The organism is Hafnia paralvei, assembly GCF_020150375.1.
Classification (GTDB): domain Bacteria; phylum Pseudomonadota; class Gammaproteobacteria; order Enterobacterales; family Enterobacteriaceae; genus Hafnia; species Hafnia paralvei.
Window position 1 is genome coordinate 1,575,470 of record NZ_CP083737.1, and the last position, 12,923, is coordinate 1,588,392.

At 47.0% G+C, this 12,923-nt stretch carries 10 protein-coding genes and 6 tRNA genes; 5 read left to right on the forward strand and 11 right to left on the reverse strand.

Features of this window, described 5'->3' with window-relative positions; all coding sequences use genetic code 11:
• Nucleotides 1-3: 3 nt before the first annotated feature.
• From K9N75_RS07425 to pgaA, 4 genes are read right to left on the reverse strand one after another with little or no spacing between them, the layout of a single operon-like run.
• A complete protein-coding gene (locus K9N75_RS07425; RefSeq protein ID WP_004096175.1) occupies nt 4-408 on the reverse strand; it encodes a hypothetical protein in 405 nt (134 codons plus the stop codon).
• Nucleotides 389-1,666 (reverse strand): poly-beta-1,6-N-acetyl-D-glucosamine synthase, encoded by a 1,278-nt coding sequence (pgaC, locus tag K9N75_RS07430; RefSeq protein ID WP_008812856.1) that lies wholly within the window; start codon nt 1,664-1,666, stop codon nt 389-391. Before pgaC ends, K9N75_RS07425 begins: the two co-directional genes overlap by 20 nt.
• On the reverse strand, nt 1,663-3,777 hold the full coding sequence (gene pgaB / locus K9N75_RS07435) for a poly-beta-1,6-N-acetyl-D-glucosamine N-deacetylase PgaB (RefSeq protein ID WP_114445275.1): 2,115 nt from the start codon (nt 3,775-3,777) through the stop codon (nt 1,663-1,665). The genes pgaC and pgaB overlap by 4 nt, the downstream gene beginning before the upstream one ends.
• Nucleotides 3,774-5,711, reverse strand: a complete 1,938-nt coding sequence (pgaA, locus tag K9N75_RS07440) for a poly-beta-1,6 N-acetyl-D-glucosamine export porin PgaA (protein WP_039189524.1) — start codon at nt 5,709-5,711, stop codon at nt 3,774-3,776. Before pgaA ends, pgaB begins: the two co-directional genes overlap by 4 nt.
• 479 nt (nt 5,712-6,190) lie before the next feature.
• Between pgaA and K9N75_RS07445 the strand changes: the two genes are divergently transcribed.
• Nucleotides 6,191-6,907 carry a winged helix-turn-helix domain-containing protein gene (locus K9N75_RS07445; protein ID WP_008812860.1) on the forward strand — a complete coding sequence of 239 codons (717 nt, stop codon included), beginning with the start codon at nt 6,191-6,193 and terminating at the stop codon, nt 6,905-6,907.
• Nucleotides 6,908-7,174: 267 nt separating this feature from the next.
• A complete protein-coding gene (locus tag K9N75_RS07450; RefSeq protein ID WP_224452413.1) occupies nt 7,175-7,846 on the forward strand; it encodes a hypothetical protein in 672 nt (223 codons plus the stop codon).
• Nucleotides 7,847-7,946: 100 nt separating this feature from the next.
• Here the strand turns inward: K9N75_RS07450 and K9N75_RS07455 are convergent.
• From K9N75_RS07455 to K9N75_RS07470, 4 genes are all read right to left on the reverse strand, one after another.
• A tRNA-Lys gene (locus tag K9N75_RS07455) sits at nt 7,947-8,022 on the reverse strand.
• Nucleotides 8,023-8,029: 7 nt separating this feature from the next.
• Nucleotides 8,030-8,105 (reverse strand) — tRNA-Val (locus K9N75_RS07460).
• A gap of 69 nt (nt 8,106-8,174) precedes the next feature.
• Nucleotides 8,175-8,250 (reverse strand) — tRNA-Val (locus K9N75_RS07465).
• Between the two features lie 63 nt (nt 8,251-8,313).
• Nucleotides 8,314-8,389, reverse strand: a tRNA-Val gene (locus K9N75_RS07470).
• A 398-nt stretch (nt 8,390-8,787) separates the two neighbouring features.
• Here K9N75_RS07470 and gltX point away from each other — a divergent pair.
• Nucleotides 8,788-10,203: a glutamate--tRNA ligase gene (gltX, locus tag K9N75_RS07475; RefSeq protein ID WP_004096164.1), complete on the forward strand. Its 1,416-nt coding sequence runs from the start codon at nt 8,788-8,790 to the stop codon at nt 10,201-10,203.
• Nucleotides 10,204-10,313: 110 nt separating this feature from the next.
• On the opposite strand, the gene K9N75_RS07480 is transcribed toward gltX, so the two are convergent.
• The gene (locus K9N75_RS07480; RefSeq protein WP_008812862.1) at nt 10,314-10,526 is read right to left on the reverse strand and encodes a hypothetical protein; all 213 of its coding nucleotides are present in this window, start codon (nt 10,524-10,526) and stop codon (nt 10,314-10,316) included.
• 31 nt (nt 10,527-10,557) lie between these two features.
• Nucleotides 10,558-10,956, reverse strand: a complete 399-nt coding sequence (locus K9N75_RS07485; RefSeq protein ID WP_224452414.1) for a DNA-binding protein — start codon at nt 10,954-10,956, stop codon at nt 10,558-10,560.
• A 256-nt stretch (nt 10,957-11,212) separates the two neighbouring features.
• Here K9N75_RS07485 and K9N75_RS07490 point away from each other — a divergent pair.
• Both K9N75_RS07490 and K9N75_RS07495 read left to right on the forward strand, forming a co-directional pair.
• Nucleotides 11,213-11,288: transfer RNA gene (locus K9N75_RS07490), tRNA-Ala, on the forward strand.
• Nucleotides 11,289-11,364: 76 nt separating this feature from the next.
• Nucleotides 11,365-11,440, forward strand: a tRNA-Ala gene (locus tag K9N75_RS07495).
• Nucleotides 11,441-11,690: 250 nt separating this feature from the next.
• On the opposite strand, the gene K9N75_RS07500 is transcribed toward K9N75_RS07495, so the two are convergent.
• Entirely contained in the window at nt 11,691-12,893 is a 1,203-nt protein-coding gene (locus tag K9N75_RS07500) for a NupC/NupG family nucleoside CNT transporter (RefSeq protein ID WP_004096155.1), read from the reverse strand.
• Between the last annotated feature and the right edge of the window lie 30 nt (nt 12,894-12,923).

Below are 12,923 nucleotides of genomic sequence, written 5' to 3' on the forward strand. Positions count from 1 at the left end.
TTTTTACTGTGGCTGGATATGGGTAATGTTGCCAGCCTCATCATGCATGACTTTAACAATACGGTGCGCCTGCTGCGGATGAGTTTCACCAATGCGCTGCTGTAGTTCATGGTTACGCATCATTATCAATACCTTCCATAGATAGCGCAGCGCAAACCACAGCGCCAGAATTATCCCCATCGATATAATAATCAGGCTGTAATCACCCAGCCGGTTCAGGTTGCTGAGCAAATCGTGGCTGTTGAGCAGATAGCTGTAGAGAAAGAAGACAATGGCAAGCCAAACGCCAATAATCAACAGCGGCTGTCCAAAACCAAACCAAATATATAGCAGCATTCTCTGGCGTTTGTTCACCTTGGACGCCGTGAGAAAGCTTTTGGCTGATACTTCAATGATCGGATTTTCCATGTTGAATACCCCTGTCAGGACTAACCCACACTGCTCGCGCACCTTGGCGGCGAAACAGCACGGAGGGAACGGCAACCAAACTGGTTACCACGTTGATTAACCAAAAGATTAATGGATACCAAATCGTCCATAGATAGCACTTCAAAATTCCGCGGTCGTAACGGCGGTCGATTAGGCAACTCACCAGCAGTTGCAGCAGACAGGTCACCCCAAGCACCATTCCGTTCCAGACCGGTACGACCGAGATCTGCCATTTGGTTGGCAATAGAAAAAAGGCATCGGCAAACATCAGCAGGAATGCAAATGCCATGCAGTAGGCCCAAAAAATACTCACTACATACTCGCAAAACAGCGGCAGCATCATGCGGTTACGCGGCGTAAACATGGCAGGAAAATATTTAAATACGGTTTGTACGCCGCCTTTTGACCAGCGCAGGCGTTGCCGATAAAGACCCATGAGGGTTTCGGGGGTTAATATCCACGTCAGTGCTCGTGGCTCATAGCTGATTTCCCAGCCATGAGTCTGTAATTTCCAACTGATATCGATATCTTCTGTCAGCATATCCACGCTCCAGTAACCGACTTCTTCAAGAGCACTTTTACGGAATAGGGCGATAACGCCAGACACCGTAAACAGGCGGCCAAACACCTGCTGACAGCGCTTGATGAGTCCGACCGTTGAGGAGAATTCACCTACCTGCATGCGTCCCAGCAATGAGGTACGATTGCGAATGCGTGGATTCCCCGTGACTGCCCCCATGCGCGGATGCTTAACGAAATGACGAACTAAAAAGTGCAGTGCGTTCGCGTCAAGTAACGCATCGCCATCCATGCAGAGAATAAAATCCCCAGTAGCGAGCTGCGCAGCCGTATTCAGCCCTACGGCTTTTCCTTGGTTTTTATCCTGATGAATAGCCACTAAAGTTGGAAATTGCGCGACTAATTCATTGAGGATCTCACCGGTGCGATCTTTGCTTCCGTCATTGACTGCCAGCACTTCATAGTCTGGATAGTTGAGAGTCTGCAAGTGGCTGATGACTTCACGTACGTTTTGCTCTTCGTTATAGCAGGGCACAATGATCGAGATGCGTGGGGTGACTGCTTCAGAGAAATCAGGATGAGTGAAATCATCGTGCCGTTCGTAAGCCACGAAATAGATCAGCCCGCCTAGCATCCATAGCCAAGCCATGAAAAAGGGATAATAGAAAACAAAGCCAAACAGTAACGTTGGAATATCGGATGTGAAAAAGTGGCTCATGGTGCCGTTCTCCACTGTTTGATGCTTGGCTGTTTAACTCCCTCTTGCACTATCTGGCTGTGGCATTTGGGTAGCGGTTTACGCTCAATGACGTCACTTTGTGCCGACATCAATGGGCGAATGATTTCAGTATTCGGCTGATTGTTGAGGAAATCGTCTGGGTAATAACCGAGATGCCGTGCTCCAAGTGCGCGCAATAGCGTGAGTTGGTGTAACAGAACATGGCTATCAATAGGCTGTTTCTTTCTCCAATCGTGACTTTGCAGCTCAAAAACAGTTTTTTGGATACCCAGAGGCTGCGCAGCGACCTTCTGATACAGCTGAGTTAACCAACGATCGGGTGTTGCAGAAGACTCCATAAAAGGCATTGCCATTAGCGCGGTGTAATCGTAGCTAGCCAAGAACTTTGGCAGGCTTTGGGCATACCAGTGTTCAGCCGTTTCCTCCATCACTGGCTGCGCATATAGATTGCGGGCGGTCATCATGTTGGCACTGGCGAACTGATTCTTTTGCGCTTCACCGGCAAGCTGCTGCGTAAAACTAATCAAGAAATCGGTCTTTTTATCTGTCCATATGCGCATTAGCGTGGGATCTGCTTTGATCTTGCTAATGTCATCAGGTAGCCCCCATGCTCGATATTGGGCTAGCGCGGCAGGACGAGTGTCTTCATCATCGCTGAGCGCGGCGTCATCATGGAACAGAATTCCCTGAAATGGCGTGTAGCGTGCTAGATCATGATAAAGCTGCGTGATGGTCGCGCGGACGTCTGGCTCAAATGGGCTGAGCCGCGGGTAGGGTGACATACTCGCGCGCGTCTGGCTGTGGGTAGAGGTTACCCATTTATCCGCGGCGGGATTGCTTTTCGGCAGAGCAAAGCTGAGCACTGGCATCCACGCGAAAACATTGACGTGAGTACGCGTCTGTAACTGCCACGATACGCGGCTGAAAAGGTCGGCTCGCATAGGCAAGACGCTGTTAGGGAAGTAAACTTCTTTGATCAGGCCGCTGCCGTCAGGATCGGCAAAAGCCTGAAGATAAACACTGGTTGGCGCTAAATCCTTAATGCGATCCAGCAGACAGGATAAGTTTTTATCCTGCTGGCGTGGATCGGGGTCATAGACATAATCTAAATCGACATGCACGACACGCTCAACGGGATAGATATTACCGTTATATTTGGCTGGTGCTCTGAGTTCCTGCTTGAGTAATGATGTGGTGGTGTCATAGCCGATCAGAATGCGCGTAATTTTATCTAGCGGAACGGAAGGGGAATTTGCGCCAGAATCCAGAGTAAACATAATCGGCATGCCCAAACTACGAGCAATTGCCTGCACCGGTTGATGATACGCGCCATAGGGCCAGACCATGATACGCGGGGCTTTACCCGTATATTGCTGAATTAGATGAGCGCTGGTAGCCAGATCGTCTCTGACCCTTTGGGTATATTCATTCTCGGTTTCATAGCGTTTTTCATCGCTTAAATAGCGTAATGCGGTAGCGGCAGGTAATTCATTACCCTGAGGGTTTGCCAGCATTCCGTGGTGTAGATTGTGAGTGTGAGAGGCGAACTCGACCAGTCCAGAACGCTGCATCTCAGCGACTTCGGCCCAGTTGAGAAAATAGTCGCCAGGTAAAGTCACCGTGGCGCTGATTTTGATTTTTTCATCAGCGGGATGATTTACCCAATCGGTAATCAACGCTTGAACTGCAGGGTATCCGTAGGCTTTCAGCAGTGGAAATACGTGAGTATAAAAACTGCGATACCCATCGTCGAAGCTAAGCAGCACCGAGCGCGGTGGCAACTTCTTTTTTCCTTGGCGCGCTGCAATGATTTGGTCAACGGATATCATGTGATAATCATTTTCTTTTAGCCATGCAAACACCGAGGCCAGCGTTTTTGTATCTATGGCGGTGGCATCCGGATAGGTTTCAAAGCTGGCACGTAGATTATCTCGCACGTCATGAAACGCTAATACGCGAAAGGTGACGCCGTCGTCGGGATCGGCCGGCGGCTGAATATCAATCGGAGGCAATTGTTCAGCGGCAAAAGCGCCTTGAAACAACATGATGCTCAAGATAAGAGCGGTAATTAAACGAGTAATAGACGTCATAGCGCGCTTCCTAGAGGTAGTGTCAGTGACAGATAAAAAAGGGTTCTGTTTTCGCGCGATTCGTCGTAGCGATGAGTATTAATTCCGATGCCATAGGTGAGTTCTGAATAGGCAGTGAGCGCCCACTGATGCTCGAGTCTGAGTTCGGCAAACAGGCTATTGCCAAAATGACGCTGCTGATATTCACCTGCGGTGAGGTAGGTACGCTGGGTAAAATGGCGCCGCGAGGATTGCCAGGGCGTCCATTGATGTAACAGGGTGACTCCGGCCGAATAGTCGCGTTCAGGGCTGAAATATTCAGCATCAGATAAGCGGTTGCTGCTGGTGGAAAGCGCCAGCGAGGCATCCAGTCGATGGCGTGGTTTCGTCCATACCATCTGTGTTGCAGAGGCCTGCCACGTCTGGCTAAGATTGCCGTCGCTTAAGCGCTGGTTTTGATAGCTAAGCTCGGCAGAACGGGTGCTGTCGGTTTGATAATGTACGGCGGCGGTAGTTTGCTTGCTGCTGATACCGTTATCGTAGGCTTTCCATGCGAGTTCATTGCTGTTGTTATCGTATCCAACATCGAATTGCCAATGGTCGGAAGGCAAATAGCTAAGTTGGGTCGCGACCCCAGTTTTCGCAGCGCTACCATTGCTACGGTTGATTTCTAAAGTATTCAGCCACTGAGTAGCTCGAAAATCTATACCAGCACCGTTACGTACGCGTAGCGGTGTGCCTTCTTCTGTTTTCCCTCGGCCGGTAAATTGATGTGCAAACAGCCGCCAGTTTTGCTGAATCGGCGCCGAATATAAGTGGCTATCTATTTGCCAGTCATAATCGCTCAGTGTGCCGTTACCACGTCCGCCGCTCGCGTCGGAAGTAAAATAGGGCAGTTGCTCATGCTGATAGTGATCAACAAACTGGGTAACCGAATGGTTATCTTCAAAACCATGAGATAATTGCTGATAAATGGTTTGGCTAAGCTCAAAATCACGGCGTGCCAGAGAGGCTTCGCCAAGTCCGGCACGTGCCTCTAGGCTGTCTGGCGTTTGATTCAGTGCAATACGATAGGCCTGGGCTGAGTGTGTCGGTAAGTCTCGTAGCAGATAGGCTTGAGCCTGTGTGGTAAGCAGGTCATCATTCATTGGCGCAGAGTGAACCAAGTTGTCAATTTGCCGTTGGCCCAGCGTGATGTTTCCGCTGTACAGCGTATATTGCGCCCGCATTTTCTTGACCGTAGCGTAGTCTGGATTTACGAGGCCAGGTGCGGCGCTGAGTCTGACCCATTGCGGTGTATTAGGCTCAAGATCGGACAACAGCTTTTCAGCTTGCTCATAACGACCACAGTCTAATAGGGCATAGAACAGCATTTCTTGTGTGGGAATCGGGTCGATCTCTCCAGGTAAAGCGTGAGTTAAAGCATATTCATAACTAGCCACGGCTTTCTCGGGCTGTTCCAACTGCATAAATGCATCGCCGCGAGCGACGCTGACGTAGGCAGGCAACGCTGTGAGTTTCTCGAGTTCATCCGCACGAACGATAGCCATACGAGCATCGCCTTTGGCACTCAATGCGACGATTTGATCGCCTAGAACCTGAAGGTATGCCGAAGCATTTTTACGTGTATAAGTCGTAAGAAATTCTTGCTCGTTATTAACGGTCTCATTGAGAGGGATGAGACGCTGCGGGCCATTATCATTGCGACTTTCGTCCAACCCCCAACGCAGGTAAAGGCTCAGTCTATGCTGAGCGATTTCTTCTGCTTGAAGTTTTTGGTTCAGCTGTGGTTTCTTTTGGATTTTGTCCCAGGCCAGCGTTGGCGCGCCTAACGCCATTAGCTCAGAAACTGAAGGCTCTTCCACGATAGCTGCGCAGACTGGATATGGAACAGTGGGTAATATCAGGAAGGCCGCAAACGCCACGTTTTCCCAACGAGGGTTTAAATAACTCACAAACGATACCTTTTCTGTTGTTACTGGATTACGGTGCGGTGAAGGCAGAAATAAAGTACATGATTTCTCATTAGGCTATTTGTGGTAAATAAAATCTTAGCTTTAATGAATTAGGTGCATATATGCATATGGACTAATTACCTAAGAAAATTCCCTTAACTTCATTTGTAGCCAATTGTTCTATAACGAGAGAATCCTAGTAATGATTTCATGCACCGAATTAATAGTGGAGTGAAAAAAAGTATAATCCTGTGATGTTAATGTTCAGCGATGCTTTGCTCTCTTGTTATAAGGCGGTATCTGCGTAAAATAATAATGGAAAGTTGAAGGTGAAAATGGATGTAGGCAATGGGATGTATTTTTATTTTCATATGACATTTTCAATAAAATAATCACGAAATTTTCTTCATCATGAATAGGAATTATCTCGCATGTGTGAATATTGATAATGTGAGGGATTTTCCAGGTAGGAGCTTTAGATGAAACAAGGGAAAATAACGATTAGTACGCTAACGCATAAAATTGTTACTGTAGATGGAGAGGAACACACATTACGCAGTAAAGAATATCAAATGCTATGTCTGCTTTTAGAACGAGCACCTCTCTGTGTCACTCGTCGTGAGATCATTTCACATGTTTGGAGCGGGACTTACAGCGCTGATGCGACGATTAATCAAACGATGAAATCAATTCGACGTAAGCTGGGAGATAAGGATTTCACGTTGATTCAAACGATACCCCGCATGGGGTATCAAATCGAACATCCAGAACTTTTCTCTTTGGAGCCGATAGTAAATAATGATCCTACCCATCAAGAGAATAGCGTTTCGGAGAAGAAACAACAGAGTACCTTTTCATCGGAAGTCAATAAGCCTAAAACGCAAAATATTCGCCAAGTTAATAACGATGTCTATGGAATAAAACGCTGGAGTGGAAGTGTAACTATTGGGATATTATGTTTTATCTGTGGAGTGTTGTGGCATGGTGGGACATCAACATTGCCCATTTTACTAAAAAGTAAAGCACGCGATGATATTCCGAATTCGTTAATCTCTACAGCCAAACAAGGGGGAGATAGTGCAATCATCTCTGATGATTATAGATTTGTTTGTAAGTATTCATGGCATGGCGAAGAGCAATTTTCACTTGTATGTACTAAGGTCAAATTATCTGAAAATGAAACTGTAGAAAAATAGTGACTATTTATTTTTAATTTTAACATTTATATTATTTGCAATAAGATTCCTCTCAATATATGTGAAATTATAAGTTTATAATCTGTAAAGTTTATATTTTATGTTTCATCTGAAGACGTTAATTTAGCAATCGATAATATTATTAAAGTTATACGTGGTTTTTGCCGTATATAGGTATATGAAACAGTACGAAAGGGACTGTAAAATCCATCTAGGATAGCCTAGTCTTTCTCTAGAACACGGTAGCTGATATCTCAAGTAGGCATTATGAACATCATACCTCCGGTAAATGCGCGGCCAGATGCTTTATCCACGTTACATGGCGAGAAGCTTACGGCAGACATGTTGACGGTTAAAATCGATCAGCTGCTTAACTTGCTTGATAGAAAGGACATCTCTCCTCAGCAACGTGAAACATTGATTCGTGCGTTGACTTCGTTACAGCAGGAAAGAACCCTGCTGCGCCAACTTAATACCGGAGCCAAACCTTCCCAACCTTCCTCTCTGATACAGAGTAACCGCCCTGAAGACACAGCAGCTACGCGTACGGTAGCGGCTGATATGCAGAGTACTCAACCTGTGGTGATTGGAGATACCGCCAAGGCGCTGATGAGTAAAAGTGAAATTCAGCATGCTTTACAGGTTAATCAGGGGTTGGATAAAGCGCTAGGTGGCCTAAGTCCTAGTTCGCAGGCGTCTGATGTAGTGCGCTCCCCGTTGGAGAATTATTTGGCTGTTGCCGCTCAGAATCCTGTGGTGAATGTGAAACCTGATGAGACAGAGAATAAAATCACCTCGGTAACAGACCCTAAGCCTCTCTTTGGACTCATTCCGCAGGAGTGGGTGTCTAAAAGTATGCGAATCCCCGTTCGCTCTTCTGGATGGGTGGTATTTGTGGGAGTGATGATTTTGTTGGGGATGGTGCTTTGGGCCTGGTAGTGATAAATAGAATTGAGTGTGTCGAAGATATCATATTGGCGGGAGAGGGCTATGTACAAAAACAAAAAAACGCCTCTCGGCGCTTATTGTTTTATCTGAATGGTGGGTCGTGCGGGATTCGAACCTGCGACCAATTGATTAAAAGTCAACTGCTCTACCAACTGAGCTAACGACCCGCAGAAGTGGTGGGTGATGACGGGATCGAACCGCCGACCCCCTCCTTGTAAGGGAGGTGCTCTCCCAGCTGAGCTAATCACCCACTTCTGAACAACTATTTTCTGCGCTACTTCAGATACTCATTGTTAATTCGGTACCAGCTGGTTAGAAGTGGTGGGTGATGACGGGATCGAACCGCCGACCCCCTCCTTGTAAGGGAGGTGCTCTCCCAGCTGAGCTAATCACCCAGTCTGAAACCTGTCGTTTACTGCTGTATTTACTTCTTCACACTGCGGGAACACTCTAAAGAGTGGTGGGTGATGACGGGATCGAACCGCCGACCCCCTCCTTGTAAGGGAGGTGCTCTCCCAGCTGAGCTAATCACCCCCGCTGTGTGGAGTCGCATTATAGGGAGCGCCCGAAAATGGTCAACGCTTTTTTCAAGAAAAAATGCTGTTCGTTGGAAAAATAGTCAAGATGTCTTATACATAGGCAGCAATGATAGCTTTTTAAGCACATTCTGCAATATGCCCCCGATCTATAGACGTTACGGCGTTGAGGAATTGGGGCGTAATGGTAGAATGCTGGCTACTTATTAGTTATAGAAAGCAGGCAACATTTTTATTCCCGTCATTCTTCCCGTTGCACGTGCGCTGGTAGTGTTTGTCTTCTTGGTCACATCGTTATCTATGTGGCTATAGGCTCACAAATCTGTCGGCAGCCTGAAACTCGAATTATTTAGGGTATATAATGTCGGTCATTGCGTAATAAAGGCCACGTTTCACATGAAAATCAAAACCCGTTTTGCACCTAGCCCAACTGGCTACCTGCACGTAGGTGGTGCGCGTACCGCACTTTATTCTTGGTTGTTCGCCCGCCATGCCGGCGGTGAATTTGTTCTTCGTATCGAAGATACCGATCTTGAGCGCTCAACTCAGGAAGCGATCGACGCCATCATGGATGGTATGAACTGGCTGAATCTCGATTGGGACGAGGGTCCGTACTACCAGACCAAACGTTTTGATCGCTATAACCATGTGATCGATCAGATGTTAGAGCAGGGCACTGCGTATAAATGTTACTGCTCTAAAGAACGTCTCGAAGAGCTGCGTGAAACACAGATGGCTAACGGTGAGAAGCCTCGTTACGATGGTCGCTGCCGCCATAGCCATGAACATCATGCTGATGACGAGCCTCACGTAGTGCGTTTCTTGAACCCGCAGGAAGGTTCGGTGATCTTTGATGATAAAATTCGTGGCCCTATCGAATTTAGTAATCAGGAGCTGGATGATCTGATTATCCGCCGTACCGATGGCTCTCCAACCTATAACTTCTGTGTGGTTATTGATGATTGGGATATGGAAATTACCCATGTTATTCGTGGTGAAGACCATATCAACAATACGCCACGCCAGATTAATATCTTGAAAGCGCTGGGAGCACCGGTTCCTGAATATGCTCACGTTTCCATGATCTTGGGTGATGACGGCAAGAAACTGTCTAAGCGTCACGGTGCGGTTGGTGTGATGCAATATCGTGATGATGGCTATCTGCCGGAAGCTCTACTGAACTATCTGGTTCGTTTAGGGTGGTCTCATGGCGATCAGGAAATTTTCAGCATTGATGAAATGAAAGAGTTCTTCACGCTTGATGACATCAGCAAGTCTGCAAGTGCGTTTAACACTGAGAAGTTACAGTGGCTGAACCATCATTACATCAACACCATGCCTCCAGAATATGTTGCTATCCATCTGGCATGGCACATCCATGAGGCGGGTTATGAAACGCGTAATGGTCCACAGCTGGTAGAAATCGTTAAGTTGCTGGCGGAGCGTTGTAAAACGCTGAAAGAGATGGCCGCTCAGGCGCGCTACTTCTATGAGGATTTCACCGAGTTTGATGCTGATGCAGCGAAAAAACATCTTCGCCCTGTGGCACGCCAGCCATTGGAGTTAGTGCGAGCTAAACTGGCTGCCATTACCGATTGGACTGCTGAAAATATTCATCACGCGATCCAAGGCACTGCGGATGAGCTTGAAGTAGGGATGGGCAAAGTCGGCATGCCACTGCGTGTTGCGGTTACAGGCGCAGGTCAGTCACCAGGTGTGGATGTTACCGTGCATGCGATTGGTCAACAGCGCTCACTTAAGCGTATTGATATGGCTTTGGCCTTTATTGCTGAGCGAGAAGCACAGCAATAAATAAAAGAGTCGCATCAGTAAAACAAAAACCGGCTAAGGCCGGTTTTTTTGCACGTGAAACTTACGATTATGGTTGTTCAGCTTACGTATGATGGAGATTAATGAACACCCTAGTTTTTCATCAGCAGGGTATGGCTAGTTTTAGCGTTGGTGTGTAGGCAACAAAGCAACGCATCGATTCCCTCACGCATGACAAAAGTCGTTAGAAGCTGGCGCTCTTCTTGGCTCATTTGGTTAAAAATAGTGAGCCACGCTTTGTCTGGAGTGGAAGAGCCTGAGCCTAAATTGACGAGATCTTTTTTAGTGAACCATTCCTTCTTCATTTTGCAATCCTTGCGTCTTAGTACGATACGATTAAGAGACAGGTTCGATATTTTCTTCATCAGGTGTAGTAACGGCTTGAGGGCGTGCACCTAAGCGCTCGAAGAGAGCATTGATACCTTGGCGCATAATAAAACGCGTTAGCAGTTCACGTTCTTCTTCAGTCAATTGGTAATATATCGCGCTCCATGCTTTTTCTGCCTTGGGCATATCTGCTAAATAAAACGATGACTCCTCATTTGCGAGCAGGGCAGAAACAACTTCATCTGGGAAACTACTGATATGGTACTCAAGAGCTTTGCCTTGAACACCACTTCGCTTTTGTTTACGCCATCCTTCGGATTTCGCACGCTGATTTATTGCCTGAGGCGTGGTCGGGAAACCGGCGATTCCAACCAATTCTTTTGCTGCATACCATTCCTTATTCATCATCCTTCCTTGCTAAAAGTCACAGCGTTTCTATTACTCGAAATAGTTACACATCTAGCTAATAGAATACAGTGAGTAGAACCATAAAACAGCGTTAGCTTTCCTAAAGATTGAATTTGCTCTGGCTACTGATTTGTCGATAAATAACGTTGAGTTGGCGTCTTTTTCAGCGTTTAAATCAGGAAGAACATTTAGCCGTTGACAGCTTTTGTGAGGTTTCATATCATGCGCCCCGTTAACGCGATTAAGCGTCAGCGTTGGGGCTATAGCTCAGCTGGGAGAGCGCTTGCATGGCATGCAAGAGGTCAGCGGTTCGATCCCGCTTAGCTCCACCAACCTTTTCTCAGATTGGTTGGAAACATTATTAAGTAATAAGAAAGAAGTACAACCACTTCTCGTAGTATCAGTCGTGGGGCTATAGCTCAGCTGGGAGAGCGCTTGCATGGCATGCAAGAGGTCAGCGGTTCGATCCCGCTTAGCTCCACCAAAATTAAGAAAGCCGACAGAAATGTCGGCTTTTTGCTTTTCTAGATCCCGCGTTCAACTCCATGCTTAATCCCACACAAAAGTTCTATTTCGTCTTTTTCAACCATGGCTCACGCTAGCGAGTGGGACGCCCCCATAAAAGGCGCTGTAATCGATACTAGGGAATTTTCTGAAAAAAGGTGTGTGGTTGGATAGGGGGCAATAAAAAAGGCGCCTAAGCGCCTTTTAACCAATCAGAATGCGCCTGTGAATTACAGGAACAGACCTGCAATCGATGCAGACAGAATACTTACCAGCGTAGAACCGTAAACCAGCTTCAGGCCGAAACGTGCAACGACGTTACCCTGATGTTCGTTCAGGCCTTTGATTGCACCTGCGACGATACCGATGGACGAGAAGTTAGCGAAAGAAACCAAGAACACGGACAGAATGCCCAGTGAGCGAGGAGACAGATCGGTAGCAATCTTCTGCAGATCAATCATGGCAACGAATTCATTGGAAACCAGCTTGGTTGCCATGATGCTACCCACGTTCAGCGCTTCGTGGCTTGGTACACCCATCACCCATGCAAATGGATAGAAGACATAACCTAGCAGTCGTTGGAAGGTCATTCCTTCGATATGGAAGAATGTGAAGATCCACTCGGTCAAGCCGTTCAGCGCTGCAATCAGGGCGATAAAGCCAATCAGCATAGCAGAAACGATAATCGCGACTTTGAAACCAGCCAGAATATATTCGCCCAGCATTTCAAAGAAGCTTTGACCTTCGTGGGTGTTTTTCAGCTGAATATCGGCTTCACCATCCACAGAATATGGGTTAATCAGGGACAGTACGATAAAGGTACTGAACATGTTTAACACCAGCGCTGCCACCACAAATTTGGCATCCAGCATGGTCATATACGCACCTACAATGGACATCGAAACGGTAGACATCGCCGTTGCTGCCATGGTGTACATACGTTTTTCTGACATTTTACCCAGAACATCTTTGTACGCGATGAAGTTTTCAGACTGACCCAGAATCAGTGAGCTCACGGCGTTGAAAGATTCCAGCTTACCCATGCCGTTGATTTTAGACAGCACGGTACCAATTGCACGGATGATAATTGGCAATATGCGGATGTGCTGAAGAATACCAATCAGGGCAGAGATAAAGACGATTGGGCACAGTACGTTTAGGAAGAAGAAGGCCAGTCCTTTGTCACTCATGTTACCGAAGACGAAGTTGGTACCTTCTGCCGCATACTTGAGCAGAGTTTCGAAGAAACCTGAGAAGCCTTTCACGAAGCCCAAACCGATGTTGGAGTTCAAGAAGAAATAGGCCAGCAGGATCTCTACGACTAACAGCTGAACAATGAAGCGCACACGAATGCTTTTGCGATCGCGGCTAACGAGCAGGGCAAGTACCGCTACCACCGCAAGGGCTAAAACAAAATGCAAAATAGGGGACATACAGTGCTCCAAATTATGAGGCAGGCTAAA

Coding starts and splice junctions, on each gene's coding strand:
- K9N75_RS07480 (WP_008812862.1), bottom strand. CDS start 10,526: ATGAAGAAGGAATGGTTCACTAAAAAAGATCTCGTCAATTTAGGCTCA.
- gltX (WP_004096164.1), top strand. CDS start 8,788: ATGAAAATCAAAACCCGTTTTGCACCTAGCCCAACTGGCTACCTGCAC.
- K9N75_RS07485 (WP_224452414.1), bottom strand. CDS start 10,956: ATGATGAATAAGGAATGGTATGCAGCAAAAGAATTGGTTGGAATCGCC.
- pgaC (WP_008812856.1), bottom strand. CDS start 1,666: ATGAGCCACTTTTTCACATCCGATATTCCAACGTTACTGTTTGGCTTT.
- K9N75_RS07445 (WP_008812860.1), top strand. CDS start 6,191: ATGAAACAAGGGAAAATAACGATTAGTACGCTAACGCATAAAATTGTT.
- K9N75_RS07425 (WP_004096175.1), bottom strand. CDS start 408: ATGGAAAATCCGATCATTGAAGTATCAGCCAAAAGCTTTCTCACGGCG.
- K9N75_RS07500 (WP_004096155.1), bottom strand. CDS start 12,893: ATGTCCCCTATTTTGCATTTTGTTTTAGCCCTTGCGGTGGTAGCGGTA.
- K9N75_RS07450 (WP_224452413.1), top strand. CDS start 7,175: ATGAACATCATACCTCCGGTAAATGCGCGGCCAGATGCTTTATCCACG.
- pgaB (WP_114445275.1), bottom strand. CDS start 3,777: ATGACGTCTATTACTCGTTTAATTACCGCTCTTATCTTGAGCATCATG.